The organism is Cytobacillus spartinae, assembly GCF_042865285.1.
In the GTDB taxonomy this organism is placed as follows: domain Bacteria; phylum Bacillota; class Bacilli; order Bacillales; family Cytobacillaceae; genus Robertmurraya_A; species Robertmurraya_A spartinae.
In genome coordinates, this window is record NZ_JBIACK010000019.1 from 17794 (window position 1) to 43516 (window position 25723).

The window sequence follows — 25723 nt, forward strand, 5'->3', positions numbered from 1 at the left end:
TCTGATTAATGGAAGGGGATATTACAATGCAAGGTGAAAAAATCACGGTTACTAATGGAGTACTAAATGTACCAAACAATCCAATTGTTCCTTTTATTGAAGGAGATGGAACAGGTCCAGATATTTGGGCTGCTTCAGTTAGAGTTTTAGATGCTGCAGTAGAAAAAGCTTACAAAGGTGAGAAAAAAATCGTTTGGAAGGAAGTTCTTGCTGGTGAAAAAGCTTTCAACCAAACTGGTGAATGGCTACCTGCTGAAACTCTTGAGTTAATCAATGAGTATCTAATCGCTATTAAAGGACCTTTAACAACTCCAATCGGTGGAGGAATCCGCTCTCTAAACGTAGCATTACGTCAAGAGTTAGATCTTTATGTATGCTTACGTCCAGTACGTTGGTTTGAAGGTGTACCTTCTCCAGTAAAACGTCCACAAGATACAGATATGGTAATCTTCCGTGAAAATACTGAGGATATCTATGCTGGTATCGAGTACGCTAAAGGTTCAGATGAAGTGAAGAAATTAATTTCTTTCTTAAAAGATGAAATGGGAGTTAACAAAATCCGTTTCCCTGAAACTTCTGGTATTGGTATTAAGCCTGTATCTGAAGAAGGAACTTCACGTCTAGTACGTGCTGCAATTGAATATGCTATTAAAGAAGGCCGTAAATCGGTAACTCTTGTACATAAGGGTAACATCATGAAGTTTACTGAAGGTGCTTTCAAAAACTGGGGTTATGAGTTAGCTGAAAAAGAATATGGTGACAAGGTATTCACATGGGCTGAGTACGACCGCATTAAAGATGCAGAAGGTACTGATGCAGCTAATAAAGCTCAAGCAGATGCTGAAGCAGCTGGCAAAATCATTGTTAAAGATGCAATTGCTGATATCTTCTTACAACAAATTTTAACTCGTCCACGTGAGTTTGATGTAGTTGCTACTATGAACTTAAATGGAGACTACATTTCTGATGCACTAGCTGCTCAAGTTGGTGGAATTGGTATTGCTCCAGGAGCGAATATTAACTACGTTACAGGACATGCAATTTTCGAAGCAACTCACGGAACTGCTCCGAAGTATGCTGGATTAGATAAAGTTAACCCTTCTTCTGTAATCCTTTCTGGTGTTCTATTACTTGAGCACTTAGGCTGGAACGAAGCAGCAAACTTAATCGTTAAATCAATGGAAAAATCAATCGCTTCTAAAGTTGTAACTTATGACTTTGCACGTCTAATGGATGGTGCTACAGAAGTGAAATGTTCTGAATTCGGTGACGAACTAATTAAGAACATGGATTAATAAGCTTTTATCCTTTAGGCTGACTCCGTTAAAAGAGTCAGCCCACTTTTCATAAAATTAGAACTTAGGGAGGAAATTGTTTATGTCAATGAAACGTAAAAAGATTTCCGTAATTGGTGGAGGCTTCACTGGAGCGACAACTGCATTTTTACTAGCTCAAAAAGAGCTTGGGGATGTTGTATTAGTTGATATTCCGCAAATGGAAAACCCTACAAAAGGTAAAGCTTTAGATATGCTTGAAGCAAGTCCAGTTCAAGGTTTTGATTCAAATATTACCGGGACTTCTAACTACGAAGATACGAAGGATTCAGATATCGTTGTCATTACTGCAGGTATTGCACGTAAACCGGGAATGAGCCGGGATGACTTAGTCCAAACAAACCAGAAAATTATGAAGAGTGTTGCTGGGGAGATTGTAAAATACTCTCCAAATAGTTTCATCGTAGTATTAACCAATCCAGTCGATGCAATGACATACACCGTTTTCAAAGAATCTGGTTTTCCTAAAAATCGTGTAATTGGTCAATCTGGGGTTCTTGATACTGCACGTTTCCGTACGTTTGTTGCTCAAGAGTTAAATCTATCAGTGAAAGATATTACTGGTTTTGTGTTAGGTGGGCATGGTGACGATATGGTTCCTTTAGTACGCTATTCGTATGCTGGAGGTATCCCTTTAGAAACGTTAATTTCTAAGGAAAGACTAGAACAAATCGTTGAACGAACTCGAAAAGGTGGCGGCGAAATCGTTAACCTATTGGGGAATGGAAGTGCTTATTATGCACCTGCAGCATCTTTAGTTGAAATGTGCGAAGCTATCTTGAAAGATCAACGCCGTGTACTCCCTTCCATCGCTTATCTTGAAGGAGAATATGGTTATGATGGAATTTACCTTGGCGTTCCAACCATCCTAGGTGCTAATGGAATTGAAAAAGTAATTGAACTAGAACTAACTGCTGACGAAAAAGCAGCATTAGATAAGTCTGCTGACGCGGTTCGTAACGTAATGGATGTTTTGGCTTAATTAAAAATAACATGGTTAAGAATTCGGGGATCTCCTCGAATTCTTTTTACTAAAATGTATTGGACTGAAAGAATGGCAGTCTATTTATTTCATCAAAAATGAAACCGGTTACAATACTATTTGGAGGTACCATATTCATGTTACTAGGCAAAAAAAGAAAACTTGGTAGAAAGATTGAAGAAATTTCAGTAGGTGAAAAACTTTCATTAACCGAAAAAATTGAAGACAAAGATCTGCTATTATATTTGGGGTTAACAAATGATGCAAATCCACTCTATATTCAGCATGACTATGCATCACAAACACCCCATAAAAAACCGATTGTTCCTAGCATTATGCTAACTGGAATTATTTCTTCGGCTGTATCAAAGTATATGCCAGGTCCTGGTAGTCATATCTTAAAGCAAGATATAGATTTTATAAAACCAGTGTATCATTACGGTACGGTTCAATTTTTATTTGAGGTGTTAGAAGTAAATAGAAGCAATCACACCATTCAAATTAATGTGAAGGGTACCAATGAAGATGAGGAACTTGTAATTGAAGGGAAATTATTAGTTTGCCCACCATACCGTTTGGAAGGAATGGATGGAAGAGCACTGGACAACTTTTAAAATAGGCAATTTACTATAATGAACGAGCAAGGAGATGTACATGATGTACGTCTCTTTTTGCGTTGAAATCTGTTAATATTAAACAAAGGCAGTTTATATTATAATAAGTTTATGGATACAGGGGTTCCAGGGGTAATCTTATATAACGGAGGCTTTTATGGAAAAAAAGGTACTAGTTGTAGATGATGAGCAATCGATTGTAACATTGCTTCAGTACAATTTGCAGCAGGCTGGCTTTCATGTGCTCACTGCGATGGACGGAGAAGAAGGGAAGAATCTAGCTATATCTGAAAAACCTGATCTGATTATTTTGGACTTAATGCTACCAAAAATGGACGGTATTGAAGTGTGTAAACAGCTTCGTCAGCAAAAAGTCACAACACCTATATTAATGTTGACGGCAAAAGATGACGAATTTGATAAAGTACTTGGACTAGAATTGGGTGCGGATGATTACATGACAAAACCCTTTAGTCCAAGAGAGGTCATTGCTCGTGTAAAAGCCATCCTAAGAAGAACACAGATTCAATCAGAGGTAATGGATAGTGATGAAGAGGATATTGATTCAATCCGAATTGGAGAGCTTAAAATATATCCAGAGCAATATGAGGCGTATTTTTCTAATAATCTATTGGAGCTTACACCAAAAGAATTCGAGTTATTGTTATATCTAATCAGACATAAGGGTCGTGTTTTAACTAGAGACCAATTACTTAGTGCTGTTTGGAACTATGATTTTGCCGGAGATACGAGAATTGTAGATGTTCATATTAGCCACCTAAGAGAAAAGATTGAACAAAATACAAAGAAACCTACTTATATTAAGACAATCCGTGGACTAGGTTATAAGTTGGAGGAGCCTAGGGGAGAATGACCAGATTCCGAACCAGACTTCTTTTTGCTATCATAACTCTAATTTTTGCCGTGTTGATTGGATTGGGATTGTTGCTCGGGCAGCTATTTAAAAGCTATTATTTAAATTCGTTTGATACGCGCTTGAAAAAAGAAACGAGTGCCATCTCTGCGTATATTGAAGAACACGGTGGGATTAAAGAACTAGATCAAACATCTGTTCAGAAGTTTAGTGAGCTACTTGAGACTAGAATAACGGTTATAGATGTAGAAGGAAAAATACTATTAGATAGTGGTTATATCGAAAGTTCAAGTACCAAACGCCACCAACAAATTATTGAACAGATTTATACAAAAAAAATAAATAACCAAGAAGAAGTAATAGAGGTTGGAGGGGGTCACAACCTTCATTACTACTGGGATGAAGTCTCTGCTAATGGTAAAAATGAAGGTTATGTTGTATTAAGTATTAAGTTAACGGAAATTCAAAAGGTCTATCGTCAAATCTGGTGGTTACTTATTTTTAGCCTCGGGATAGCTCTAGTAGTCATTATTTTGTTAGTTACTAGAATTACTACACGCTACACGAAACCAATTGAAGCAGCAACTAAGGTAGCAATAGAGTTAACTAAGGGTAACTATAGGGCGAGAACCTATGAGGACCATGTGGACGAAACGGGTATGTTAAGTGTTTCCATCAATGTTCTTGCTAGAAACCTGCAGGAAATGATGAAGGCACAAGAGATTCAGCAGGACCGACTAGGAACACTCATTGAAAATATGGGAAGTGGCTTAATTTTAATTGATAGTAGAGGTTATATAAATTTAGTTAATAGAGCTTACAAAGAAATATTTAATGTTCATTCTTCTGATTTACTGAATAAGCTCTATTACGAAGTCATGGATCAGAAAGTGATTACCGACTTAGTTGAAGAGATTTTTATGACCGAGAAAAAAATTAAAAGGCAAATGGTCATTCCTATATCCATTCAAATGCGCCATTTTGAAGTATATGGTGTGCCTATTATTGGCACAAATGATGTTTGGAAAGGAATCCTTTTAGTTTTTCATGATATTACAGAGTTAAAAAGACTTGAACAAATGAGAAAAGACTTTGTAGCAAACGTTTCTCATGAATTAAAAACTCCTGTCACGTCAATCAAGGGATTTTCGGAAACACTGCTTGATGGTGCCATGGAGGATAAAACAGCTCTAAAGGATTTCTTAACGATCATCTTAAAGGAAAGTGATCGACTACAGTCATTAATTCAAGATTTATTAGACTTATCTAAAATTGAACAACAAGGGTTTGCACTTACTGTACAACGTTTTAACCTTGTGGAGTTATTAGAAGAAGTGATACCTATTCTAGCTGGTAAAGCAGAACAAAAACAAATTGAACTCTTAGTAGATTCAAATCTGAGGGAACTTTTCGTAGAGGGTGATATTTATCGCATTAAGCAGATATTTATTAATCTTGTTGTGAACGCCATTTTATACACCCCTAATGGAGGTCAAGTCGTGATCTCATTAGAGGAACAAGAGAATAAAGTGATTACAAAAGTGAAAGATACGGGGATCGGAATTGAAAAAGAGGAGATTCCAAGGATATTTGAACGGTTCTACCGGGTGGATAAGGCTAGAAGCCGAAATTCAGGGGGAACGGGACTAGGTTTAGCAATTGTAAAACATTTAGTAGAAGCGCATAAAGGCCATATTACAGTGGAAAGCACTGTCGGGAATGGCACAACTTTTATCATTGAACTTTATAAAAAGTTTCCGAAAAAGTAAAAGCTGAAATCTACTATCTGTTCTAAAAACTCTTAAGTTTACATTAACTTTACAACATGTTTATAGTAACTTAATATTCACTTGCTAAAATCATAGGTGAAAACCCCTTCATCCAAGGAACTAGATAGAAAAGGTGAAAGCAGACCCCGCTTTCACCTTTTCTCATTGTTCCCCGAAAACATAAAATAGTAAATGCTAAGCTATGTATCCCAGGTCTAGTCCCAGTATCCCTTACTTAGTAAGATCCCCCTCCTAAGAGAAATCATTTTACGATTAAGAAAAGTTAATATTGAATCGCTAACGCTCTTAGTGTTTCCTTTCATACGGAGGGAGTCCATTTGATACGTTGATAGGCGTGAGTATGGGCTTTTAATGGCTTATGGGCACTTTACATAAAAAAACAATATTTTTTCGAAACCTTTCGTATTATTTATCGTATGTAATGTATAACTATTTTCATCAAAGGAAGGAGAACACATGATTAGTTTAAAACGCATTTATACAATTATCGGTCTTGTTTTTCTAATTGTTGTTTTGAGCCTTGTTGCGTTTACTACTTGGTATACGGTAGATGAGTCAGAACAAGCCGTCATTTTAACATTCGGGAAAGTTGAGGAAGGAATTAATGAGCCAGGGTTACATTTCAAACTTCCATGGCCGATTCAAGAAGTAGAGAAGTTATCGAAAGAAACATTCAGTCTACAATTTGGTTACGAAGAAAAAGATGGGGAAATTGTAGAGTTTGATGACGAAACAAAAATGATCACAGGGGATGAAAACATCGTACTCGCTGACTTAGTTGTACAGTGGAAAATTACGAACCCAGCAACGTATCTTTATAATGCTGAAAACCCTGAAGAAATTTTACACGATGCGACCTCTGCATCTTTAAGAAGTATTATTGGGAGCTCCAAAATTGACGATGCTTTAACAAGTGGTAAAGCGGAAATTGAAGCACAGGTCCGTGATTTACTTACAACACTAATTGGTAAATACGATATTGGGATTTCTATTCTCGCTGTAAAACTTCAGGATGTTGAATTACCAAACGATGAAGTTAGAAAAGCATTCACGAATGTAACCGATGCGAGAGAAACGATGAATACAAAAATTAACGAAGCTAACAAATATAGAAATCAGCGTACGAATGAAGCTCAAGGGGAAAAAGATGCGATGATTTCAAGAGCACAAGGGGATAAAGCAGCACGTGTTGAAATCGCACGTGGGGATGTAGCTGTATTTAATAAGCTATACGAAGAATATAAAAATAACCCTGATATTACAAGACAGCGTTTAGTGATTGAAACACTTGAACAAGTGTTACCTGGTACAGAGATATACATTATGAATGATGATGGAAATACTCTTAAGTATTTCCCAATACGACCACTCGATAAAGAACAACCTAAGCCGCAATCGGAAGGGAGTGGAAACTAATGAGTGAAAATGGAAATGGAAACGTTATTGATATGAACGAAAGAACGAGTAATGGCTTTAAGTGGAGTGGCTATACAAAAATCGGGATCTTTTTGGTACTTCTAATTGCCATAATCGCATTAGTTTTTGCGAACCTTTTCATCGTAAAAGAAGGAGAATTTAAGGTAGTTAGACAGTTCGGGGAAGTTGTTCGCATCGAAAGTACTCCAGGACTAAGCTACAAAATTCCGTTTATTCAAAGTGTATCGACATTACCCAAATACCAAATGACCTACGATGTCTCTGAAGCAGAGATCAATACGAAAGATAAGAAGCGTATGATTATCGATAACTATGCGGTTTGGAAAATTGTAGACCCGAAAATGATGATCTCCAACGCTAGGACACTAGAGGGTGCAGAGGCACGTATGGAGGAATTTATCTACTCTGTTGTTCGTTCTGAACTGGGCCAATTAAACTATGATGAAATCATAAATGATGAAAAGTCGTCTAGGGGGTCATTAAACGATCGTGTAACAGATTTAGTAAACGAATTACTCTCTCAGGATAATTACGGAATCACTGTTACCGATGTTCGTATGAAAAGAACAGATTTACCTGCAGAAAATGAACAGTCGGTATATACTCGTATGATTTCTGAGCGTGAGTCAAAGGCTCAGGAATATTTATCTATGGGGGATGCTGAAAAGAATCGTATTGAAGCAAATACGGATCGTGAAGTAAAAGAGGTATTAGCAAAAGCGCAAGCAGATGCAGAAACCATCCGTGCAGAAGGGGAAGCTGAGGCAGCTAGAATCTATAATGCCTCTTTCTCTAAAGATCCTAGCTTCTATTCTATGTTTAGAACACTTGAATCCTACAAGAAAACCATCAATGGTGAAACCGTGATTGTATTGCCATCTGATTCTCCGTATGCTCGTTTATTAATGGGGTATACCGAGTAATACAACAAGCCGTTATTTTCCTTTCTGATTATTCTCATGATAGAATAAAGAAGGAAAATAACGGTTTTTTTATTTGATTAAAAATATAATATTAGGTTGAAAAATAAACAAAAGGAGGATTCTTTTTGAAAAAGAAATTAGTACTTATAGATGGAAATAGTATTGCATATAGAGCATTTTTTGCACTCCCACTTTTAAATAATGATAAAGGGATTCATACAAACGCAGTTTACGGGTTCACCATGATGCTTTTAAAAATACTTGAAGACGAAAAACCAACTCATATCATGGTTGCTTTCGATGCAGGTAAAACCACATTTCGTCATAAAACATTTAGTGAATATAAAGGTGGCCGTCAGAAAACTCCACCAGAACTTTCAGAGCAGTTCCCATTTATTAGAGAATTATTAGACTCATATGGGATTTCACGATATGAGCTAGAAAATTACGAAGCTGATGATATTATTGGAACCTTGTCTCTTAAAGCTGAGGAAGATGGCTATGAAGTAAAAGTCATTTCAGGAGATAAAGATTTAACACAATTAAGCTCAAATTCTACAACCGTCTCTATTACTCGTAAAGGGATTACAGATATTGAAGAATACACTCCTGAACATATAAAGGAAAAGTATGGCCTAACACCTGAGCAAATTATAGACATGAAAGGTTTAATGGGAGATGCCTCAGATAACATCCCAGGTGTTCCAGGTGTAGGAGAGAAAACAGCCATTAAGCTATTAAAAGAGTTTGGTACGCTAGAAGAGCTTCTAGAGTCTATCGAAAAAGTTAGCGGGAAAAAGCTCCAAGAGAAACTTGAAGAATTTAAGGATCAAGCTCTAATGAGTAAAGAGCTAGCTACTATAACTAGGGAAGCCCCAGTGAATGTTGAATTAAGTGAGTTTGAATATGAAAGCTATGAGAAGGAAAAAGTAGTTCGCTTATTTAAAGAGCTAGGCTTTAATTCACTTTTGGAAAAACTTGGTGATACGGCTATAGATGAAAGTGCTGATTTAGAAGAGATTGAATACACCATCATCGATGAAGTTAGATCTGATATATTTGCCGATCAAAATGCGTTTTACTTAGAGGTATTAGAAGATAACTATCATTATGCACCTATCATTGGGTTGGGGCTGGTAAACGATCAAGGAAACTTTTTTATCCCGACCGATAAGGCCATGCAATCAGAGGTGTTTAAAAACTGGGCAGAAGATGAAACAAAGAAAAAAATGGTTTATGACGCTAAACGAACTGAGGTTTCCCTTAGACATCATGATATTCATTTAAGAGGTGTCGAATTTGATTTGCTATTAGCTTCTTATATTATAAATCCTGCTGAATCAGTTGAGGATGTTGCTACAATTGCCAAACGGCATGGCTTTTCAAATGTTCAATCAGACGAAGCTTTTTATGGTAAAGGGGCAAAGCGTCATGTGCCAGAGCAACAATTATTAGGAGAACATATAGTCAGGAAAGCAACTGCCCTTTATGAACTAAAGGACAAGCTTGATAGGGAATTAAAAGATAATCAACAGTATGCGTTATTCCATGAACTTGAGATGCCCCTGTCTCTAATTCTAGCTGACATGGAGTCAACAGGAATTAAAATGGATTTAGGAAGACTCCGCAACATGGGAGAGGATATAAATAGGCAACTAATGGAAATCGAAAGCCGGATTTATGAGCTTGCAGGAGAAGCTTTTAATATCAATTCTCCTAAACAGCTGGGTGTCATTTTATTCGAGAAGTTAAAGCTACCTGTTATGAAAAAAACAAAGACAGGGTATTCAACGTCCGCTGATGTACTAGAAAAGTTAGAGGAAGACCATGAGATTATTAGAGAAATTCTTCACTACCGACAACTAGGAAAGCTTCAATCTACTTATATTGAAGGATTGCTTAAGGTAGTTAATCCAGAAACAGAGAAAGTACATACTCGATTTAATCAGGCTCTAACTCAGACAGGAAGGTTAAGCTCAACGGATCCTAATCTGCAAAATATTCCGATTCGATTAGAAGAAGGTAGGAAGATTCGACAAGCATTTGTCCCTTCAGAAAAAGATTGGGTTATCTTTGCAGCGGATTATTCACAAATCGAACTTCGTGTCCTTGCCCATATTGCTGGTGACGAAAAGCTAATCGATGCGTTCAAGAAGGATCTAGACATTCATACTAGAACGGCAATGGATGTATTTGGTGTGTCTGCTGAGGATGTTACATCCAACATGCGTCGACATGCAAAAGCAGTTAACTTCGGAATCGTATATGGAATTAGTGATTACGGTTTATCTCAAAGCATCGGAACAACTCGAAAAGAAGCCGGCAAATTTATTGAACGATATCTAGAAAGTTACCCTGGTGTCAAAGTGTACATGGAAGACATTGTCCAAGATGCGAAACAAAAAGGATATGTATCAACCCTTTTACAACGAAGAAGATATATCCCTGAAATAACAGCAAGAAACTTTAATGTAAGAAGTTTTGCAGAGCGGACAGCCATGAATACACCTATCCAAGGAAGCGCAGCGGATATTATAAAAAAAGCGATGATTGATATGGCTGATAGACTGGTTAAAGAAGGGTTAAAAACAAGATTATTACTCCAAGTTCATGATGAACTAATTTTTGAAGCTCCTAAAGACGAGCTAGATAAGCTAAAAGAAATTGTACCTGATGTTATGGAACATGCAGTTGAATTAAAAGTTCCTTTAAAAGTTGATTTTTCATATGGTCCAACATGGTTTGATGCCAAATAACAGCTGGAGGTATAGAAGTGCCTGAACTACCAGAAGTTGAAACAGTCAGGAGAACTTTAGAAGCACTGGTTTTAAACAAAAAAATAAAAAAGGTGTCTGTCTTTTGGCCAAAGATGGTAAAAATGCCAGATGAAGTGGAACAATTTAAAGATGCATTGGTCGGTCAAACCGTAGTAGAAATTGGGAGACGTGGCAAATTCCTTGTGATTTACACGAGTGAATATGCTTTGGTTTCTCATCTACGTATGGAGGGAAGATATGGTTTATTTCAACACGACCAACCTGTTGAACCTCATACACATGTCATTTTTGAATTTACAGATGGAACAGAACTACGGTACAAGGATGTACGAAAGTTTGGTACGATGCATCTTTTCGCAAAAGGAGAAGAGTTTAGTGTTCTGCCCTTATCGCAGTTAGGTCCTGAACCGTTTTCTAATGAGTTTACGATTGAACAGTTAACAAAGAAGTTAAAAAGCACAAAAAGAAGTATTAAAACGGCCCTATTAGATCAAAAGATTGTAGTTGGATTAGGGAATATCTATGTAGATGAAGCCCTATTTCGTGCCAGAATTCATCCAGAAAGAATGGCGGATTCTTTAACAAAGAAAGAAACTGAGAGACTTTACAAGGAAATTGTTGATACCTTAAGTGAAGCAGTTGAAAAAGGTGGTAGCACAATCCGTTCGTATGTTAACTCTCAAGGACAGATTGGAATGTTCCAATTGGAGTTATTTGTTTATGGAAGAAAAGGGGAGGAGTGCAAAGTATGTGCTACACCCCTAGAAAAGATTGTTGTAGGTGGCCGAGGAACTGTATTTTGCCCTAAATGTCAAAAAAGAAAATAATGTATGGTATTAACAATGGATGGGCTTCTTTCATAAACTATCTTAGTTTATTGATAGGAAGGAGCACCATCCAATGGAATATACAGTCTCACTACTTCTACTTGCCTTGGCAGTTAGCTTAGACGGTTTTAGTGTTGGGTTCACTTACGGTCTAAGAAAAATGCAAATTCCTTTTAAATCAATTACTATCATAGCGTTGTGCTCAGCTATTACGCTAATGATTGCGATGGGTATTGGACACCTTATTGAAACATTACTTTCCCCACAGCTTGCAGAAAGTATTGGGGGGATTGTACTTGTGATTTTAGGAGGGTGGGTCCTTTATCAATTTTTTCGTCCTGAAAAATCGAAAGAGATCCTCCCGCATGAAAAAACAATTGTAAATTTTGAAATTAAATCTCTTGGATTAGTGATTAACATTCTAAAAAAACCGATGTCAGCGGACTTTGATAAATCAGGAACCATTACTGGAATTGAAGCGTTTATGCTAGGGTTGGCCCTATCGTTAGATGCCTTTGGAGCAGGAATCGGAGCAGCTATGTTAGGATTTTCTCCAGTGTATTTAGCGGTTACGGTAGCGGTTATGAGCTCATTGTTTGTGACGATTGGAATGAAAGTTGGCTCTATATTTTCCCGAACCAATTGGGCAGGGAAGTTTGGGTTTATTCCTGGTATTCTGCTGATTATTATCGGTATTTGGAAGGTCTAATTGCTTTTAAGTGTGGACTTAAGACTTTACCTTATGAACTTTTTAGAGCAACAATTCGTCCATGAAATTATCTATGAAGGGAAAAGTATAGAATGGCGCTTGTTCTAGGACTTACTGGAGGAATAGCCTCCGGTAAGAGCACTGTCTCAAATTTGTTAAAAGAAAAAGGGATAACAGTTATTGATGCGGACCTTGAAGCACGTAATGCGGTAGAAAAAGGTGAGGAGGCGTATCAAGAAGTCGTTCATTACTTCGGCGAGGAAATCTTAATGGAGGACGGCTCCATTGATAGAGCAAAGCTAGGTGCCATCATTTTTAATGATAAAGAAAAGAGGTTGGTTCTAAATAAGATTGTTCACCCAGCCGTTCGTAAGAGAATGCTTGATAAGAAAGAAAGAGCTATAGAAAATGGGGAAGCCATCGTCGTTTTAGATATCCCTCTTTTGTTCGAGAGTAATCTCTCGTATTTAGTGGACAAAGTGTTGCTTATATATGTAGACAAAGACACACAATTAAAACGGTTAATAGAGAGAAACAATTTTAGCGAGGAAGAGGCTAAGGCAAGGATCGATTCTCAAATGCCATTATCAGATAAAGTGAGTTTAGCAAATTTTGTCATAGACAATAATGGGTCGATTGAAGAAACCAAATTACAGCTGAATCAGCTACTTAATAAATGGATAGAAAAAATGAATTAAGCTAAGAGGCCTTAAATAGCCTCTTTTTTTGTTGTAATTAGTAGATATCATTTAGTTTTAGCCTATTAGCACACTTTTAAAGTTAGAATGAGTTCAGAATTGTTAAACATTTAAAAATCAGCAAATTAATCATCACAAATCTATACCAATATGTTATACTAATTGTAACAGTAAGTTTATTAAGTATAACATTTATCCGGAGGGAGCCGTATAATGAAGGCTAAAATTGCGATTAACGGATTTGGTAGAATTGGACGAATGGTATTTAGAAAGGCCATTCTTGAAGAAAACTTAGAAATCGTTGCCATTAATGCAAGCTATCCTGCAGAAACGTTGGCACATTTAATAAAGTATGACACAAATCACGGAAAGTTTGATGGTGAAGTGGTTGCTGAAGACGGAGCTCTTGTTGTTAATGGGGAGCGTGTAAAGTTACTAAGTAACCGTAATCCTGAAGAACTTCCTTGGAAAGAACTTAATATAGATATCGTAATCGAAGCGACTGGTAAATTTAATTCTCGTGACAAAGCTAGTCTTCATCTTGTTGCTGGTGCTAAAAAAGTAATCTTAACGGCACCTGGTAAAAATGAAGATGTAACGATTGTTATGGGTGTAAATGAAAGCGCATTAAATATTGAAGAGCATGATGTGATTTCAAATGCGTCTTGTACAACGAATTGCTTAGCTCCAGTAGCAAAAGTATTAAATGATCAATTCGGTATTGAAAATGGATTAATGACAACTGTTCACGCATACACAAATGATCAGAACAATATTGATAATCCTCATAAGGATTTACGCAGAGCTCGTGCATGTGCTCAATCCATTATTCCTACATCGACTGGTGCAGCTAAAGCGTTAACTTTAGTATTACCTGAACTAAAAGGAAAATTACATGGAATGGCGTTACGTGTTCCAACTTCAAACGTATCATTAGTTGATCTAGTGGTTGATTTAAAAAGAGAAGTGACAATTGATGAAATTAATGATGCATTCACTACTGCAGCGCAAGGTTCATTACATGGCGTTCTTGATATTACAGATGAGCCATTAGTTTCAATTGATTTTAATACAAATCCGCACTCAGCTATTATTGATGGGTTATCTACAATGGTTATTGGTGCAAACAAAGTAAAAGTATTGGCTTGGTATGATAACGAGTGGGGTTATTCTTGCCGTGTAGTAGACTTAACGAAATTTGTTGCTCAAGAGCTTTTTAATAAAACAACGGTAAATGTTTGATAACATTTCCAAAAAGGCTTATAAACCTCTCGAGGTTTGTAAGCCTTTTTTCCGTGACTATTTTTTCTAAAATAAAATGTTATATATTGCCCGTTCGAATTAAGGATAAACGTATTGCTATGAGTAAAGTCTATTCATGTATTCCCCTTTAGAAAAAGTATTTCGGGAGTTTTTCTTGTCTATTTAGCTACAAGCTTGGGTTCACCCTTTAACTAAATATTTTACAAAAAAAATTTTATTCGATGTGTTGCAAAAAAAATATAAACAAAGTATACTATTCCTCGTGAACTTCTTGAAATTTGGAAAGTATATCTACTTAAAGGGTTAGGACCTCTCTGGACTAACTTTCCCCCGTGGTAGTTATAATCCAGAAAAATAGGGAAGTTCAGTAATAGTAGTAAAAATGGTTAAAGGGGGAAATTTGAATATGGAAACAATGGGTCGTCATGTTATCTCAGAATTGTGGGGTTGCGATTTCGAAAAGTTAAATGATCTAGATCAAATTGAAAGAATTTTTGCTGATGCTGCATTAAAATCTGGTGCAGAAATCCGCGAGGTAGCTTTCCACAAATTTGCACCACAAGGTGTAAGTGGAGTAGTAATTATTTCAGAATCACATTTAACGATTCACAGCTTCCCAGAACATGGTTATGCAAGTATTGATGTTTATACATGCGGAGACATGGATCCTAATATTGCTGCAGATTATATCGCAGAAGCATTAGGTGCACAAACTCGTGAGAACATCGAAATTCCACGCGGTATGGGTCCAGTTCAAGTTAAGCAAGCACAAGCTAAAGCTCTATAATACTTGTTATCAATTAAAATTAAAACCGAGAGGTGTATGTCTATACACCTCTTTTTTATTTTGTAAAATAACTCATCTATATATACATAAACGAACGGGTGAATTTCTACGTATTAAAAATTCACATAAAAGCAAAGTAGACAAGACTTGTACTCACATTCGCTTTTATATAAGATATTAGTAGATGATTGAATAGGATTACGTGGATTTTTAAACCGGAATCGGAGCTGATTGTATGAAATGTCCTTCTTGTCAAAATAACAGTACCCGTGTACTTGATTCCCGTCCTGTGGATGACTCACGGTCTATCCGTCGTAGAAGAGAATGTGAGAGATGCTCTTTTCGCTTTACCACGTTTGAAAAGGTTGAAGAAATACCATTAATAGTGGTGAAGAAAGAAGGAACTCGTGAAGAATTTAACCGAGATAAAATTCTAAGAGGTCTTATTAAAGCATGTGAGAAACGACCTGTTGCTTTAAAGGAACTTGAGGACATCACCTCGGAAGTAGAAAAAGAACTCCGCAGCAATGGTGTTTCTGAAATAAAGAGCGAGGTTGTCGGAGAGATGGTCATGGACCGTTTAGCAAAAATTGATGAGGTTGCCTATGTAAGATTTGCATCCGTATATCGTCAATTTAAGGATATTAATGTTTTTATTGATGAATTGAAAGAGTTATTAAAAAAAGAATTATAAAAAAGTTACTAATTAATCATACCAGGATTGATAAAGGCTAAAGGTAAAGCTTTGGCTTTTTTTTGTAGGTGGGCGAATATAAAGGAACAAAGAGAACTTTACCATTTTTATTCATGACAATTTTTGTTTTTATTTAAAGTATTTCAAGAGGAAAGGTTTGAACGTTATGACCCAACATTGGCAAAAGCTTCAGCCGGGGGATCGTTATGTAGTTTCAGCCAATGGTCTTCTACACGATTATGATAGGAGAGTCTTAATATCTTTATACCAGCCACTAGTAGGGTTAGATTCTTCTGGCTTGTATATGACTCTCTGGTGTGAGTTAGAAGAAAATAGACTTGCTTCCTCATCTGCTTTTACACATCGTAACCTTATGACCATGACTAGCATTAATTTAAAAGATATATATGCAGCAAGGCTTAGGTTAGAAGGTATCGGTTTGCTCAAGACCTATGTGAAAGAAACAGAGGGGGAGCGGTTGTTTATCTATGAATTACAACCACCTGCTTCACCTGAGGACTTTTTTAACGATGGATTGTTAAATATATATCTATATCGAAAAATAGGGGAAACCCAATATTTACGTCTAAAGAAAGCTTTCAGTGAAAAAGTGGTCTCCAAGTCGAGCTTTAGTGAAGAAACAAAAGCGTTCGAAGAAGTTTATGAGTCTATTTCTCCAGATGCATTGCAAGAGAGCATGAAATCAGAACAAGCATTAGAGAGTGAGGACATGCAGTTAGTGGGGAGAGGGAATACCCCGGATATTACGAAAAATGCAGAATCGTTTATTGATATTGATTTTATTATAAAAAACTCAAGTATGATACCAGCGGAAATGTTTACTCCTAAACTAAAAAGAGCTATCGGCATTTTATCATTTGTCTATGGAGTAGATGCTGTACAAATGAAAAATATGGTTTTAGATGCGTTTGATCCTAGCAGTGAACAGGTTAAAGTCGATGAGTTGCGTATTATCGTTAGAAATTGGTATCAAGTGCATAACCAAAATAAACTTCCATCCTTAGTGGATAAAATCCAGCCACCCATTTTGAATTCTTTGCAAGAGGCACCTAAAAACGAAGAAGAAGAACATGTTTACTATCTAGAAACTACATCTCCTAGACAGTTGTTGATAAAGCTATCAGGTGGAGCCGAGCCATCCGTAGGAGATTTAAATATTATTGAAGAGATTATGGACAAACAAAAATTAACACCTGGTGTTACGAATGTTTTGATTGAATATGCATTGATTAAGAATGATATGAAACTAACGCGAGCTTACCTCCAAAAGATTGCTAGTCATTGGGCGCGGAAGAAAATTGTCACAGCCAAAGAGGCTATGGAATTAGCTAGAAGTGAAAATCAGAAATACCAAGACTGGACAAATCGACCTTCTAAGGCGAGCTATGGGAACAAAAAATCTGTTAGAAAAGAAGCTATTCCGGATTGGTACAAAAATCAGAAGGATGAGGCATCAAATATTGAGGCTTCGAATAGTGAAGATACCTTTGATTTTGAATTAGAGAAACGAAAACTAGAGGAAGAGTTAAAAGAGTTTAAGAAGGAGAGGTGAACTGTGTATGAAGAAAATTGATGAAACAATAAGAAGACTAGCTAATAGCAAGGACTTTCAAAGTCGTTATGAAACCCTAAAGAGAAATATCATTAATGATCCATATGTAAAAGATTTTCTAAGTAAAAATAAAGAAGTCATTACTAGTAATATGGTTGACAAAAGTTTGAATAAACTGAATGAGTATATCTCGCAAAGTAAAGAGTGTGAAGGTTGTACAAGCTTAGAAAGCTGTAAGAATATGCTTCAAGGTTATACCCCTTTATTGACGGTAAGTGGTAATTCGATTGATATTTATTATGAAAAATGCCCTCGAAAAGTTGTATCGGATGAGAGGAAGAAGCAGGAGCGTTTGATTAATAGTATCTATGTGCCTAAGGAAATCCTTAAAGCTTCTCTTGGAGATATAGAAATTGATAAAGGCCGAATAAAGGCAATTCAGTACGCCAAAGACTTTGTCAGGAACTATTCTTCAGAAGAAAAGCAGAAAGGTCTTTATTTACACGGAGCCTTTGGTACAGGTAAATCCTTTCTGTTAGGTGCCATTGCGAATGAATTAGCGAAAAAGCAAGTAGCTTCACTAATTGTATATGTACCTGAATTTTTTAGAGAGATGAAAAATTCAATCGGTGACAATAACTTAAACGTTAAATTGGACCTCATAAAAAAAGCGCCCATATTAATGCTAGATGATTTAGGTGCCGAGACAATGAGTAGCTGGGCAAGAGACGAAATTCTAGGAACGATCCTTCAATTTAGAATGATGGAGGAATTGCCTACTTTTATAAGCTCAAACTTCAATTTTCAAGACTTGCAACATCATCTCACCTATAGTCAGCGCGGTGAGGAGGAAGAAATAAAAGCTGCTAGAATCATGGAACGAATAAAATTTTTGACGATTCCAGTTTTAGTAGAAGGACCAAACAGAAGAAAATAGAGTAGCAAAGAACCCGTTGAGCATTAGCTTGACGGGTTTTTCATTGCGTAAATGTCTTTTGAATTTTTCCCCTACTAACTCATTTTACGAAAAAAGAAAAAGTAGTTTTTGGGCGATACTTCTAATTTGTCCAAGTCCCCCATATACATGAAATCAGAGATAAAAAAGTTAAGCTTAAGTGCCCTGTCAAACTGAAGGATATTATACTATTTGCATTTTTTATACCTTTACCTAAGGTTCTACCTTAGTCGGATATAAGTTCAAGATCGTTGAAGTATAGTAAAAGTTTTTGGCTGGAGTGACTTTAGGACCTCCTTATATAAAGGTTCTTTTCGTATGCTTTGTTGCTACTAATATACTTTAAACGGATTATGGTGCTGTTTTCTTTATTTAGGAGAAGAAAGGATGCCCCTGAAGCAGTTTATACAAATAGCAACAATCTAAGCGAAAACAGCCTAAACAAACAAAGAACGGGATAGGCGCTAAGCAAGAACATCCATAAGGGGGGATTTGGTTGATTGAAATCATTTTCCAAAATATAGGGGATGCAAAAAGATTTCATCATTTTTTACAGATGAGCTTAATATCCTCTGATTTACGAAATCATGATATTCTTCTTTTTGAAGACCAACATAAAGTAAGCGTAAAGATGGAGCGTATTAACCAAGAACATATGAGTCTAGTAAAAAAATCTTTTTATCACTTTATCATTGAAATTAAACAAAATGATTGGTTTAGAATGATCCTAGAAGACCATTATTATTACAAAGATCCTGAAGAGCAGGAACAAATATTAGATATTATTCAATCTATACTTGAGGGGAATCGAATTGATTTAGTGAATTTAATTGATGATCTAGAACAGGATCAACGATTAGAAGAAGTGATTGATCAAATGTTTAATGAAAATGTGTCTTTTTCATTTGACTCTTTTGTTCGATTTAGAATGAGACCTTTTATGGATCAGTTGGAAAAATATGTAGAGATTTCTATTGATGAGTATAAAATGGAACAGGATTACCAGATGTTTATCCAAACCTTGAGGGATTTTTTAACTGGTAGAAAATCCAAATTTAGTCATCTACACCTACTAATGAATGATGAAGTGTGCTTTTATGATGACCAATTTTACGAAATTAAAAGAGCAGATTTGTTTAAAATGATTGATAGGAAGCTTCTATCCAATCATCCCGTTTATGTTGATTCGGTTACGATTGCTCCACTGCTGTCTATTGCACCGTCTGTCATATATTTATATACAGATGATTTAGAGCAGCCATTAGTTAGAACCATCCGTAATATTTTTGAAGAACGTGTCGTTGTAAAGTCTATGAACAGTTTTTATGAAAATGTCCCTTTAAATACGTATACAGCTGATGAAAAAATGTAATAGAATGCCCTTGATTTTCCCATTTCAACAAACTATAATAACCTACATAACAAATTAAATGACATCAAAAAGTTATGATGAGGATATGGGTATTCCTTTACGGTTCAAAGAGAGGGAAGGCAAGGCTGAAACCTTCCTAACACGAATAGAATGCTTACCACCTTTAAACTTCAACCAGGAACCATTAGTGTGCCTTAGTCAGCATAGCTAAATAAGTATTGGTTGACGGAACATTTCCGTTATCATTCAATCTAAAGTCACTTTTATTTGAAATTTCTTAAAAGTGAGAATTAGGGTGGAACCACGTGTTATTAACAATAACTCGTCCCTTTCATAGGGACGAGTTTTTTTATTTTTTGCTTTGTTGCTTTTCTCTGTATGCAGATAGACGTGTCTTAAGTGAAATCAACAGACAAGTCTTAACAGAGCCTGTTTTTTTAAAAAATTGAGATATGTAGCCTTTCATTAACCAGAAAATAGAGCTACGCTTATAATTTAAGGAGGAAAAATCATGTCAGACGTTGTTAAATTATCGTTTCCAGATGGAGCCGTAAAGGAGTTTCCTAAAGGAACGACGACTGAAGATGTTGCTGGTTCTATTAGTCCAGGACTAAAGAAAAAAGCACTTGCAGGAAAATTAAATGGCCAAATGGTGGATCTTCGTCGTCCAATCAATGAGGATGGCTCCATAGAGATTGTTACTCAAGGAAGCGCTGATGCACTTGAAGTCTTGCGCCATAGCTCGGCTCACTTACTTGCACAAGCCATCAAGCGTTTACATAAAAACGTAAAACTTGGGGTTGGTCCAGTAATTGAGGGTGGTTTCTACTATGATGTTGATGTAGAAGAAGCATTAACACCTGAGGATTTACCTTTAATAGAAAAAGAAATGAAGAAAATCATTAATGAAAATATTGAAATCGTTCGTAAAGAAGTAAGCCGTGACGAGGCGGTTCAAATCTATAAAGAAATTGGTGACGAGTACAAGCTTGAACTAATTGAAGCTATTCCAGCTGAGGAAACAGTAACATTGTACGAGCAAGGCGATTTCTTTGATTTATGTAGAGGAGTTCATGTTCCATCCACAGGAAAGTTAAAAGAATTCAAATTATTAAGTATTGCAGGAGCATACTGGCGTGGAGACAGCGACAATAAAATGCTTCAACGTATTTATGGAACTGCATTCTTTACAAAAGAAGAACTACAAGAGCACCTACGCTTACTTGAGGAAGCTAAAGAGCGTGACCACCGTAAAATTGGTAAAGAGCTTAACTTATTCATGAACTCACAGAAAGTTGGACAAGGATTACCATTATGGCTTCCAAAAGGAGCGACAATCCGTCGCATTATTGAGCGTTACATTGTAGATAAAGAAGAAAGACTAGGCTATGACCATGTATATACTCCAATCATGGGAAGCGTGGATTTATACAAAACTTCTGGGCATTGGGACCACTATCAAGAGAATATGTTCCCTGTCATGGAAATGGACAATGAGCAGCTTGTTCTTCGTCCAATGAACTGTCCTCATCATATGATGGTCTATAAAAACGGCATTCACAGTTATCGTGAACTTCCAATTCGTATTGCGGAGCTGGGAACGATGCACCGATATGAAATGTCTGGGGCCTTATCTGGATTACAGCGTGTTCGTGGGATGACTCTTAATGATGCCCACATTTTTGTTCGTCCAGATCAGATCAAGGAAGAATTTAAACGTGTGGTACGCTTAATCCTGGAAGTATATAAAGATTTTAACTTAGAAGAGTATTCATTCCGTCTGTCATACCGTGACCCTCAAGATAAAGAGAAGTACTATGATGATGATGAAATGTGGAATAGAGCACAAGGAATGATCAAGGAAGCGATGGACGAGCTGAGCTTAGACTACTACGAAGCAGAAGGTGAAGCAGCATTCTACGGTCCGAAGCTTGATGTAATGGTTAAAACAGCTTTAGGTAAGGAGGAAACATTATCAACTGTTCAGCTTGACTTCTTATTACCAGAGCGATTCGAATTAACCTACGTTGGAGAAGATGGAAAGCAACACCGCCCAGTCGTTATTCACCGCGGAGTAGTGTCTACAATGGAACGTTTCGTTGCATTCTTAATTGAAGAGTATAAAGGTGCATTCCCAACATGGTTAGCACCAGTTCAAGTTCAGGTTATTCCAGTATCTCCTGATGCTCACTTTGATTATGCAAAAGAAATCCAAGAACAGCTTCAAAGTGAAGGATTCAGAGTTGAGCTTGATGACCGTAACGAAAAAATTGGTTATAAGATTCGTGAAGCTCAAATGCAAAAGACTCCATATATGCTTGTAGTTGGTGACAACGAGGTAACAGAGAAAGCTGTTAATGTTCGTAAATATGGGGAGCAGAACTCAGAAACTGTTTCTTTTGAAAGCTTTGTTTCAGCATTAAAACAAGAGGTTCGTCGATCATAATTAAAAAGTGGTTGCAAAACTTCTGTATCTTTGATACAATTCATTTCGTTGTGATAAAAGTGTTCGTTTGACAGGACATCATGATTTGTGATATATTAGTTTAGGCAAATTGAATACGAGTTTGAGGAAAAGAAGAAGCACCCGCTTCTCACCTGATTGACGCAAAGAGCTGTTAGCAGGTTTACGAACAATTTTTTTACTTACTTTGTTTTCGTAAAGTGTGGGTGTTTTTGCCCGCACTTTTTTGTTTGTAAAAAACTTATTTCACTTACTTGCGATTCAACTTTGAGTCAATGTTGTAATAGGGATCGGTGCACTTTTAACTTACTATCTATATTCTTGGCCCAAACGTTGTGTTCGTACAAAACCTTGGAGGTGTCTAACTATTAGCAAAGACATGTTGTTGAACGAGGGTATTCGTGCCCGTGAAGTTCGTCTAATTGACCAAAACGGCGAGCAGTTAGGGATTAAATCTAAAAACGAAGCACTTGAAATTGCTGCACGTGTAAATCTTGATGTTGTTCTTGTTGCTCCGAATGCTAAGCCGCCAGTAGCTCGTATTATGGACTACGGAAAGTTTAAATTCGAACAACAGAAGAAAGAAAAAGAAGCACGTAAGAATCAAAAAATTATTAACGTAAAAGAAGTTCGTCTTAGCCCAACTATTGATGAGCATGACTTTAATACAAAGTTACGTAACGCAATTAAGTTCTTGGAAAAAGGCGATAAAGTAAAAGCATCGATTCGCTTTAAAGGTCGTGCAATTACTCATAAAGAAATCGGTCAACGTGTTTTAGATCGTTTCGCAGAACAATGTAAAGAGGTTGCTACAATAGAATCTCATCCGAAAATGGACGGAAGAAGCATGTTCATGATGTTAGCCCCTAAAACTGATAAGTAATGAGGAGGATTCCCAAATGCCAAAAATGAAAACTCACCGTGGCGCTGCAAAGCGTTTCAAGAGAACAGGATCTGGTAAACTAAAGCGTTCACACGCTTACAGAAGCCACTTGTTTGCTAACAAATCTACAAAACAAAAACGTAAACTTCGTAAAGGAACTCTTGTTTCTTCTGGAGATTACAAACGTATCCGTAACTTATTAGTAAACCTTAAGTAATATTCCGAATACAGGAGGGAAAATAAATGCCACGTGTAAAAGGCGGTACAGTTACTCGCAGACGTCGTAAAAAAGTTTTAAAATTAGCTAAAGGTTATTTCGGTTCGAAACATACTTTATATAAAGTTGCAAATCAACAAGTAATGAAATCATTACAATATGCTTTCCGTGATCGTCGCCAGAAAAAGCGCGATTTCCGTAAGCTTTGGATTACTCGTATCAACGCAGCTGCTCGTATGAACGGTCTTTCTTACAGCCGTTTAATGCACGGTTTAAAAGAAGCTGGTATCGAAGTAAACCGTAAAATGCTTGCTGAATTAGCAGTTGCTGACGAAAAAGCATTTGCTGAATTAGCAACAGTTGCTAAGCAAAACTTAAACAAATAATTTTACGTTTTCTTTAGCACAATAATTGACTTCTTGTCATTTAAAAGCCATTCTCTAATAAGGGGATGGCTTTTTTGCATAAAGTAGAATTTAAATTATTATTTAGGAGTCAGCATGATTACATATCTATTGTTTATATACCTAGTTTTAGTCAATTTAATCGGTTTGTATTTAATGTACACGGATAAGAAACGCTCCATGCTAAAACAATATCGAATTAGTGAGAAGACGTTATGGCAAACTGCCATTCTAGGTGGCGTCTTAGGAGTCACAGTAGGAATGAGACTCTTTAGACATAAGACGAAGCATCCTCATTTTAAGTGGGGTCTTCCGTTGCTTTTAATAATAGAGGGTGGAATAATTTATTTCTTTTTACTCATTTATTAAATATGCTAACACAGTGGATATAAATGTTTTTGTCATATCCCCTATTAAAACTCTATAAGCTTTAATAACATCAGAAGAATTGAGCAAAAGAGGGTGATAGGGATGGATGAAGAGTTAGCAATGCTCTTTGTCATGGTAGAAGCTGGAGGAATATTTGCACCCATTGCATTTATATTATTTCATTTTCTTAGACAATTTTTATTTATACCAGTTGCTGTTATTTGTATTGCTGGAGGAGTTTTATTTGGAACGGTTGGAGGAACGATTTATTCAATTATAGGCTTACTGTTAAGTAGTTTCTTGTTCTTTATATTAATTAAAAAAATGCCAAAGACACATGAAAAACTTTCAAGGGTAAAGAAGAAATGGTTTGGAGAGTACAGAAACTTAACTGTTAGTCAGGTTGCCATATTAAGACTTGTCCCGTTCGTTCATTATCATTTACTTAGCTTTTGTCTTTTAGAAAGACATACTAGTTTTAGAGACTATATGAAGGCTTCTTTTATAGCGAATTTACCTTTAGCATTCTTCTACACAGTATTTGGTCAATTTATTAGTAGCTTTACCCCGTCAATGATTGTGATTATTCTCTTCTCATTAACCATTCTCCTATATGTATTAAGGGAGAAAGTAACGATTATAAAATGGAAAGAATTTTTTAAAGCTACTGCATAAAGGTAGAAAAAACGTTCGGGAGATTTCCCCGAACGTTTTTTAACGATCCTTAAATGGTAGATCATTTTGATGGTTCTTTTTTAAAAATTCCTTTACAGGACTTTTCCAATCAATTTTCGCATTTGGATAAGCCTCTTGTATTTTCTGCTCAATAAATAGGAAGTCATCCCTCACCATCCCGTTTAAGGCAGCTACACTATGAGGCCAAACAAAAATGGAGACAATCTCAAAGGAGTTTGCAGTTGTTCCTAGATATTTCTCCCCCTCAAACAAAACTCCTTTATGGGTAATCATAAAGTTTTTTCTAACATTATTTCGATCGTCTAGAAAGAAAAACTTCTTTTGGTCGTGCGCGAGCTCCAATTTTCGTTTTGGATTTAGCAAGTATTTAATAAGACGGTAGACCAAAAATATAATAAAAACAAATAATAGAAAGCGTAGAAGCCACATCATTACAAGCTCCCCCAAATACATTTTTCCTTATTTACGAATGAAAGAGAGAAAAGTTTCAATTTCTTTTTATATTTTTCTCTTTTTTTCATCATTATGTTTTATTATAAATGACATACATAATTAGACAAAAAAGATTGGGTGAAAATACATGAATTTACAAAAATTATTTGAAATGCAAAAAGGATTAGATCAACACATTGAACAAAATCATAATCTAGAGAATGAGAATCTATTTGACCGAAAAGTGCTTGCGTTATTAGTAGAAATTGGAGAATTAGCTAATGAAACAAGGTGCTTTAAGTTTTGGAGTGTAAAGCCCTCATCACCACAAGCTACAATTCTAGAGGAGTTTGTGGATGGTATCCACTTTATGTTATCTCTTGGGATTGAAACGGGTTTGAGTGAGGTAGATCTGCCCTCACAAAAACAATCTGAGACAGAAGTATCTATGAATGAACAGTTTCTAAAGGTTTTTGGTCGAATTAACGATTTTCGTACTACTAAATCTCGTGAACATTTTGAAAGAATGATTCAGGATTATATGATGTTAGCAAATTTATTAGGATTTTCAAATGAAGATATTGAACAGGCATATATATCAAAGAATGAAGTAAATTATAAAAGGCAGCAGGAAGGCTATTAGCAGAAT

At 36.3% G+C, this 25723-nt stretch carries 25 protein-coding genes and 2 other annotated features; of the genes, 24 read left to right on the forward strand and 1 reads right to left on the reverse strand.

What is annotated here, in order from left to right:
• Positions 1 to 26 precede the first annotated feature (26 nt).
• The 23 genes from icd to ACFYKX_RS24640 all read left to right on the forward strand — a co-directional run bounded on the left by icd (position 27) and on the right by ACFYKX_RS24640 (position 24621).
• The gene (icd, locus tag ACFYKX_RS24530; protein WP_389364537.1) at positions 27 to 1295 is read left to right on the forward strand and encodes an NADP-dependent isocitrate dehydrogenase; all 1269 of its coding nucleotides are present in this window, start codon (positions 27 to 29) and stop codon (positions 1293 to 1295) included.
• Positions 1296 to 1377: 82 nt separating this feature from the next.
• Positions 1378 to 2316, forward strand: coding sequence for a malate dehydrogenase (mdh, locus tag ACFYKX_RS24535; RefSeq protein ID WP_389364539.1), 939 nt, complete (start codon positions 1378 to 1380; stop codon positions 2314 to 2316).
• Between the two features lie 137 nt (positions 2317 to 2453).
• A complete protein-coding gene (locus ACFYKX_RS24540; RefSeq protein ID WP_389364540.1) occupies positions 2454 to 2930 on the forward strand; it encodes a MaoC/PaaZ C-terminal domain-containing protein in 477 nt (158 codons plus the stop codon).
• A 157-nt stretch (positions 2931 to 3087) separates the two neighbouring features.
• Complete coding sequence (locus ACFYKX_RS24545) at positions 3088 to 3804, forward strand: winged helix-turn-helix domain-containing protein (protein ID WP_389364542.1); 717 nt, start codon at positions 3088 to 3090, stop codon at positions 3802 to 3804.
• Positions 3801 to 5573, forward strand: a complete 1773-nt coding sequence (gene pnpS / locus ACFYKX_RS24550) for a two-component system histidine kinase PnpS (protein WP_389364544.1) — start codon at positions 3801 to 3803, stop codon at positions 5571 to 5573. The genes ACFYKX_RS24545 and pnpS overlap by 4 nt, the downstream gene beginning before the upstream one ends.
• Before the next feature lie 477 nt (positions 5574 to 6050).
• Positions 6051 to 7010, forward strand: coding sequence for an FtsH protease activity modulator HflK (hflK, locus tag ACFYKX_RS24555; RefSeq protein ID WP_389364546.1), 960 nt, complete (start codon positions 6051 to 6053; stop codon positions 7008 to 7010).
• Positions 7010 to 7954: a protease modulator HflC gene (hflC, locus tag ACFYKX_RS24560; protein ID WP_389364548.1), complete on the forward strand. Its 945-nt coding sequence runs from the start codon at positions 7010 to 7012 to the stop codon at positions 7952 to 7954. The genes hflK and hflC overlap by 1 nt, the downstream gene beginning before the upstream one ends.
• A 125-nt stretch (positions 7955 to 8079) precedes the next feature.
• Complete coding sequence (polA, locus tag ACFYKX_RS24565; protein ID WP_389364549.1) at positions 8080 to 10710, forward strand: DNA polymerase I; 2631 nt, start codon at positions 8080 to 8082, stop codon at positions 10708 to 10710.
• A 17-nt stretch (positions 10711 to 10727) separates the two neighbouring features.
• Entirely contained in the window at positions 10728 to 11558 is an 831-nt protein-coding gene (gene mutM / locus ACFYKX_RS24570; protein WP_389364551.1) for a DNA-formamidopyrimidine glycosylase, read from the forward strand.
• A 73-nt stretch (positions 11559 to 11631) separates the two neighbouring features.
• Positions 11632 to 12267: a sporulation membrane protein YtaF gene (gene ytaF, locus ACFYKX_RS24575; RefSeq protein ID WP_389364553.1), complete on the forward strand. Its 636-nt coding sequence runs from the start codon at positions 11632 to 11634 to the stop codon at positions 12265 to 12267.
• Positions 12268 to 12359: 92 nt separating this feature from the next.
• Positions 12360 to 12965: a dephospho-CoA kinase gene (gene coaE, locus ACFYKX_RS24580; RefSeq protein WP_389364555.1), complete on the forward strand. Its 606-nt coding sequence runs from the start codon at positions 12360 to 12362 to the stop codon at positions 12963 to 12965.
• Between the two features lie 213 nt (positions 12966 to 13178).
• Complete coding sequence (locus tag ACFYKX_RS24585) at positions 13179 to 14207, forward strand: glyceraldehyde-3-phosphate dehydrogenase (RefSeq protein WP_389364557.1); 1029 nt, start codon at positions 13179 to 13181, stop codon at positions 14205 to 14207.
• A 427-nt stretch (positions 14208 to 14634) separates the two neighbouring features.
• On the forward strand, positions 14635 to 15015 hold the full coding sequence (gene speD, locus ACFYKX_RS24590) for an adenosylmethionine decarboxylase (RefSeq protein ID WP_389364559.1): 381 nt from the start codon (positions 14635 to 14637) through the stop codon (positions 15013 to 15015).
• Positions 15016 to 15250: 235 nt separating this feature from the next.
• Positions 15251 to 15709, forward strand: coding sequence for a transcriptional regulator NrdR (gene nrdR / locus ACFYKX_RS24595; protein WP_389364561.1), 459 nt, complete (start codon positions 15251 to 15253; stop codon positions 15707 to 15709).
• A gap of 166 nt (positions 15710 to 15875) precedes the next feature.
• A complete protein-coding gene (locus ACFYKX_RS24600) occupies positions 15876 to 17282 on the forward strand; it encodes a replication initiation and membrane attachment family protein (RefSeq protein WP_389364633.1) in 1407 nt (468 codons plus the stop codon).
• A gap of 7 nt (positions 17283 to 17289) precedes the next feature.
• Positions 17290 to 18219 carry a primosomal protein DnaI gene (gene dnaI / locus ACFYKX_RS24605; RefSeq protein ID WP_389364563.1) on the forward strand — a complete coding sequence of 310 codons (930 nt, stop codon included), beginning with the start codon at positions 17290 to 17292 and terminating at the stop codon, positions 18217 to 18219.
• 514 nt (positions 18220 to 18733) lie between these two features.
• On the forward strand, positions 18734 to 19609 hold the full coding sequence (locus ACFYKX_RS24610; RefSeq protein ID WP_389364565.1) for a putative sporulation protein YtxC: 876 nt from the start codon (positions 18734 to 18736) through the stop codon (positions 19607 to 19609).
• 65 nt (positions 19610 to 19674) lie between these two features.
• Positions 19675 to 19942, forward strand: a binding site (T-box leader).
• 178 nt (positions 19943 to 20120) lie between these two features.
• On the forward strand, positions 20121 to 22055 hold the full coding sequence (gene thrS, locus ACFYKX_RS24615) for a threonine--tRNA ligase (RefSeq protein ID WP_389364567.1): 1935 nt from the start codon (positions 20121 to 20123) through the stop codon (positions 22053 to 22055).
• A 123-nt stretch (positions 22056 to 22178) separates the two neighbouring features.
• Positions 22179 to 22307: a sequence feature (ribosomal protein L20 leader region), on the forward strand.
• Between the two features lie 145 nt (positions 22308 to 22452).
• On the forward strand, positions 22453 to 22956 hold the full coding sequence (gene infC, locus ACFYKX_RS24620; protein WP_389364569.1) for a translation initiation factor IF-3: 504 nt from the start codon (positions 22453 to 22455) through the stop codon (positions 22954 to 22956).
• 16 nt (positions 22957 to 22972) lie between these two features.
• A complete protein-coding gene (rpmI, locus tag ACFYKX_RS24625; RefSeq protein WP_066050326.1) occupies positions 22973 to 23173 on the forward strand; it encodes a 50S ribosomal protein L35 in 201 nt (66 codons plus the stop codon).
• Between the two features lie 26 nt (positions 23174 to 23199).
• Complete coding sequence (gene rplT, locus ACFYKX_RS24630) at positions 23200 to 23559, forward strand: 50S ribosomal protein L20 (protein ID WP_389364571.1); 360 nt, start codon at positions 23200 to 23202, stop codon at positions 23557 to 23559.
• A gap of 114 nt (positions 23560 to 23673) precedes the next feature.
• Positions 23674 to 23946 (forward strand): DUF1294 domain-containing protein, encoded by a 273-nt coding sequence (locus ACFYKX_RS24635; protein WP_389364573.1) that lies wholly within the window; start codon positions 23674 to 23676, stop codon positions 23944 to 23946.
• A gap of 102 nt (positions 23947 to 24048) precedes the next feature.
• Complete coding sequence (locus tag ACFYKX_RS24640; protein ID WP_389364575.1) at positions 24049 to 24621, forward strand: TVP38/TMEM64 family protein; 573 nt, start codon at positions 24049 to 24051, stop codon at positions 24619 to 24621.
• Positions 24622 to 24660: 39 nt separating this feature from the next.
• Here the strand turns inward: ACFYKX_RS24640 and ACFYKX_RS24645 are convergent, their stop codons facing one another.
• The gene (locus ACFYKX_RS24645; RefSeq protein ID WP_389364577.1) at positions 24661 to 25074 is read right to left on the reverse strand and encodes a sigma-w pathway protein ysdB; all 414 of its coding nucleotides are present in this window, start codon (positions 25072 to 25074) and stop codon (positions 24661 to 24663) included.
• Between the two features lie 148 nt (positions 25075 to 25222).
• Here ACFYKX_RS24645 and ACFYKX_RS24650 point away from each other — a divergent pair, with 148 nt between their 5' ends.
• Positions 25223 to 25717, forward strand: coding sequence for a dUTP diphosphatase (locus ACFYKX_RS24650; RefSeq protein WP_389364579.1), 495 nt, complete (start codon positions 25223 to 25225; stop codon positions 25715 to 25717).
• The last annotated feature ends 6 nt before the right edge of the window (positions 25718 to 25723 follow it).

Coding starts and splice junctions, on each gene's coding strand:
- hflK (WP_389364546.1), top strand. CDS start 6,051: ATGATTAGTTTAAAACGCATTTATACAATTATCGGTCTTGTTTTTCTA.
- ACFYKX_RS24635 (WP_389364573.1), top strand. CDS start 23,674: ATGATTACATATCTATTGTTTATATACCTAGTTTTAGTCAATTTAATC.
- ACFYKX_RS24540 (WP_389364540.1), top strand. CDS start 2,454: ATGTTACTAGGCAAAAAAAGAAAACTTGGTAGAAAGATTGAAGAAATT.
- dnaI (WP_389364563.1), top strand. CDS start 17,290: ATGAAGAAAATTGATGAAACAATAAGAAGACTAGCTAATAGCAAGGAC.
- icd (WP_389364537.1), top strand. CDS start 27: ATGCAAGGTGAAAAAATCACGGTTACTAATGGAGTACTAAATGTACCA.
- speD (WP_389364559.1), top strand. CDS start 14,635: ATGGAAACAATGGGTCGTCATGTTATCTCAGAATTGTGGGGTTGCGAT.
- rpmI (WP_066050326.1), top strand. CDS start 22,973: ATGCCAAAAATGAAAACTCACCGTGGCGCTGCAAAGCGTTTCAAGAGA.
- pnpS (WP_389364544.1), top strand. CDS start 3,801: ATGACCAGATTCCGAACCAGACTTCTTTTTGCTATCATAACTCTAATT.
- ACFYKX_RS24645 (WP_389364577.1), bottom strand. CDS start 25,074: ATGATGTGGCTTCTACGCTTTCTATTATTTGTTTTTATTATATTTTTG.
- thrS (WP_389364567.1), top strand. CDS start 20,121: ATGTCAGACGTTGTTAAATTATCGTTTCCAGATGGAGCCGTAAAGGAG.
- ACFYKX_RS24545 (WP_389364542.1), top strand. CDS start 3,088: ATGGAAAAAAAGGTACTAGTTGTAGATGATGAGCAATCGATTGTAACA.
- hflC (WP_389364548.1), top strand. CDS start 7,010: ATGAGTGAAAATGGAAATGGAAACGTTATTGATATGAACGAAAGAACG.
- infC (WP_389364569.1), top strand. CDS start 22,453: ATGTTGTTGAACGAGGGTATTCGTGCCCGTGAAGTTCGTCTAATTGAC.
- rplT (WP_389364571.1), top strand. CDS start 23,200: ATGCCACGTGTAAAAGGCGGTACAGTTACTCGCAGACGTCGTAAAAAA.
- coaE (WP_389364555.1), top strand. CDS start 12,360: ATGGCGCTTGTTCTAGGACTTACTGGAGGAATAGCCTCCGGTAAGAGC.
- ytaF (WP_389364553.1), top strand. CDS start 11,632: ATGGAATATACAGTCTCACTACTTCTACTTGCCTTGGCAGTTAGCTTA.
- ACFYKX_RS24650 (WP_389364579.1), top strand. CDS start 25,223: ATGAATTTACAAAAATTATTTGAAATGCAAAAAGGATTAGATCAACAC.
- ACFYKX_RS24640 (WP_389364575.1), top strand. CDS start 24,049: ATGGATGAAGAGTTAGCAATGCTCTTTGTCATGGTAGAAGCTGGAGGA.
- ACFYKX_RS24600 (WP_389364633.1), top strand. CDS start 15,876: ATGACCCAACATTGGCAAAAGCTTCAGCCGGGGGATCGTTATGTAGTT.
- nrdR (WP_389364561.1), top strand. CDS start 15,251: ATGAAATGTCCTTCTTGTCAAAATAACAGTACCCGTGTACTTGATTCC.
- ACFYKX_RS24585 (WP_389364557.1), top strand. CDS start 13,179: ATGAAGGCTAAAATTGCGATTAACGGATTTGGTAGAATTGGACGAATG.
- mdh (WP_389364539.1), top strand. CDS start 1,378: ATGTCAATGAAACGTAAAAAGATTTCCGTAATTGGTGGAGGCTTCACT.